This window comes from Mycobacterium intermedium (genome assembly GCF_002086275.1).
Taxonomy (GTDB): Bacteria; Actinomycetota; Actinomycetes; order Mycobacteriales; family Mycobacteriaceae; genus Mycobacterium; species Mycobacterium intermedium.
On record NZ_MVHT01000196.1, the window covers coordinates 1 to 2,735 of the forward strand.

A 2,735-nucleotide genomic window follows, 5' to 3' on the forward strand; every position below is an offset into this window, starting at 1 on the left:
TCCGTGACAACCGCACCTGGCAACCCGACTCACCCCCAATCACACAGTCGGCGGCTTGACATCTTCATTGAGAGTCCTCTCAATCGTGAGCCGTCTGAGCTGTCTCGGCTATCAGGGGCGGGAAGTTCGGTGGGCGCTTCTCGAAGAAAGCCGTGATGCCCTCGATGAAATCGGGGCGCGTCATCGATTCGTGCATCAGCTGCTCGGCCTTGTTGCTGGTCTCGACAATCGGGAGGCCGGCGTCAGCGTAAAGCTGCCGCTTCATCACAGCCAGCGAGCTGGGCGCACAGTTTCGAGCGATGTCATCAGCGTAGGCCAGCGCGCGATCCAGCAGCTGGTCGCGCGAAACCACCTCCTTGACCAGACCGAGTTCGGCGGCTTCCTCAGCCAGAAAGGTGCGGCCGGACAGCAGCAGGTCGGTGGCCGCACCCCAGCCGATGAGTCGCGGCAGGATCCAGGAGATGCCGTACTCGGCGACCAGTCCGCGCCGCGCGAACGCGGTGGTGAATTTCGCACCCGCAGCGGCGAAACGGACATCGGCCATCAACGCCAACGAAAGCCCGATGCCGGCGACGGACCCGTTGATTGCCACGATCACCGGCTTGCGCAGTTGGGTCAGGAAATACGGATGCTTTTCGGCGACCAGTGCACCCACGTCGGTCTTGCTGGCCGACTCCACCGTCGTCGACGAGATCGAATTCAGGCCGCCCATGTCCGCGCCCGCACAGAATGCCCGCCCGTTACCGGTCAGCACGATGACGCGAACGGCGGGGTCGGCTTCCGCGGCGTCGAAGTAGCGATAGAACGCCGACATCATCGGCTGGCCCCAGGCGTTCATCCGCTCCGGTTGGTTGAGGGTGACCACCGCGACACCCGACTCGGTGATCTCGTAGAGCACCGGCTCTCGATCGCGCTCGCGCAATACGGTCGAGCGCTCGGCGACCGCGCTGCCGTCGGTGCTCATCGGACCCGTCCCTCCTGGGCTGACCACGGAAGCGTGGCCGTGGTTAGTTCATACTGTATACCTATCGGTACCGCTTTCTGCAAAGAGGGCCAGGTTGCTTGCCTCGGCGGGAAGCCCCTGATGAGACCGGCTGTTAGGCACCATTTCCCGCCCTGGCGGGTAACGTTCGACATGACACGACGGGAGGCAGTAATGGTTCAGGTGATGGCGGGCTTTCGGGTCCTCGAGGTTGCGCAGTTCACCTTCGTCCCCGCCGCTGGAGCGATCCTGGCCGACTGGGGCGCAGACGTCATCAAGGTCGAGCACCCACTGCGCGGCGACACCCAGCGCGGGTTCCTCAACATGGGAGGAATCCAGGTCGACCCCGACCGGCATCCGTTGATGGAGCACCCCAACCGCGGCAAACGCAGCGTCGGAATCGACGTTTCTACGCCCGGCGGCCAGGAGGTGCTCTACGAACTGGCCAAAACCTCGGACGTTTTCCTCACCAACTACCTGCCGGCACAACGACAGAAGAACAAGTTCGACGTCGAGCACATCCGCGCGGCCAACCCGAACATTGTCTACGCGCGCGGTTCGGCGTACGGCGACAAGGGCCCGGAACGCGACATAGGCGGTTACGACGGGACGGCCTTCTGGACGCGCAGCGGCGTGGGACATTCGCTGACCCCGGCGGAGCTGGGCGGTGCTCTGGGACAAGGCATTCCCGCGTTCGGCGACTCCATCGGCGGCATGTTCATCGCCGGCGGCATCTCGGCGGCGCTGCTGCATCGCGAGCGCACCGGTGAAGCCGTTGAGCTCGACGTGTCGCTGCTGAGCACCGCCTGGTGGGCCGCGGGGGCTAGCGTCACCCAGGGTATGGAGACCGGTGAGGTCATGCGCAACCACATGCCGGGCTCGCTGGCTCCGTCGGTAAATCCCTTCATGGGCAACTACGAAACGTCCGACGGCGGCACGATCAACCTGTGCATCATCAGTCCCACCGGACTGATCCGCGATACGTTCGAGCACCTCGGCATCCCCGAGGCGGCCGACGATCCCCGGTTCGCCGATGTGCTACCGCTGATTCAGAACGCGGACGCGGCCAGTGAACTGATCAGGAAGGCGTTCGCCGCCAAGCCATTTGAGTACTGGCGCCAGCACCTGAAGACCATGAAAGGTCAGTGGGCCCCGTTCCAGAGCCTTCTCGACTTGGCCAGCGACGAACAAGCGCTCGCCAACGACATGATCGCCGAAGTCGAGGTGGCCAGTGGCGGCCCGCCGTTCAAGGTCGTGCGCGGACCCGTCCAGTTCAACCACGAGCCGCTGCAGACGACCAGGGCCCCGCAAGCCTCCGAGCACACCGAGATCGTGCTGATGGAGCTTGGGATGGATTGGGACCGCATCGCCGAGCTCAAGGATTCCGGCGCTATCGCGTAGCTGGGGTCGGTGAAAGACGCACTGCCACAGCGTCAGTCGGGTGGGGAGCGGGAGGCCTGCCGCCAAAGCCCAAGTCAACAAGCGCGCACGTTTACGTGAGGCAACGAATACCACTACGCGCGCATCTTGACATGAGGCAACAGGCCCTCATCTTGTCAGTGCAGGCGATTACAATCGAAAATATGTTCGACTCCCAGTTGTCGATGTTCGACCCCGAGCCCGCGACGCCGGATGCTGCGTTGTCGGAGCGGGTGGTGCCCGAAGAGGCGTTGGCCTGGCTGGATGAGAACCTGACGCGCCGGGAGGCATTGACCAACACGACCGCTGAGACCACGAGGTGGCTGGACCGCAC

At 64.1% G+C, this 2,735-nt stretch carries 2 protein-coding genes; one reads left to right on the plus strand and one right to left on the minus strand.

Features of this window, described 5'->3' with window-relative positions; genetic code table 11:
* Nucleotides 1–79: 79 nt before the first annotated feature.
* Nucleotides 80–964, minus strand: coding sequence for an enoyl-CoA hydratase (locus BST27_RS30005; RefSeq protein WP_079219929.1), 885 nt, complete (start codon nucleotides 962–964; stop codon nucleotides 80–82).
* Between the two features lie 204 nt (nucleotides 965–1,168).
* Here BST27_RS30005 and BST27_RS30010 point away from each other — a divergent pair, with 204 nt between their 5' ends.
* On the plus strand, nucleotides 1,169–2,383 hold the full coding sequence (locus tag BST27_RS30010; RefSeq protein ID WP_069422656.1) for a CaiB/BaiF CoA transferase family protein: 1,215 nt from the start codon (nucleotides 1,169–1,171) through the stop codon (nucleotides 2,381–2,383).
* Nucleotides 2,384–2,735: the final 352 nt, after the last annotated feature.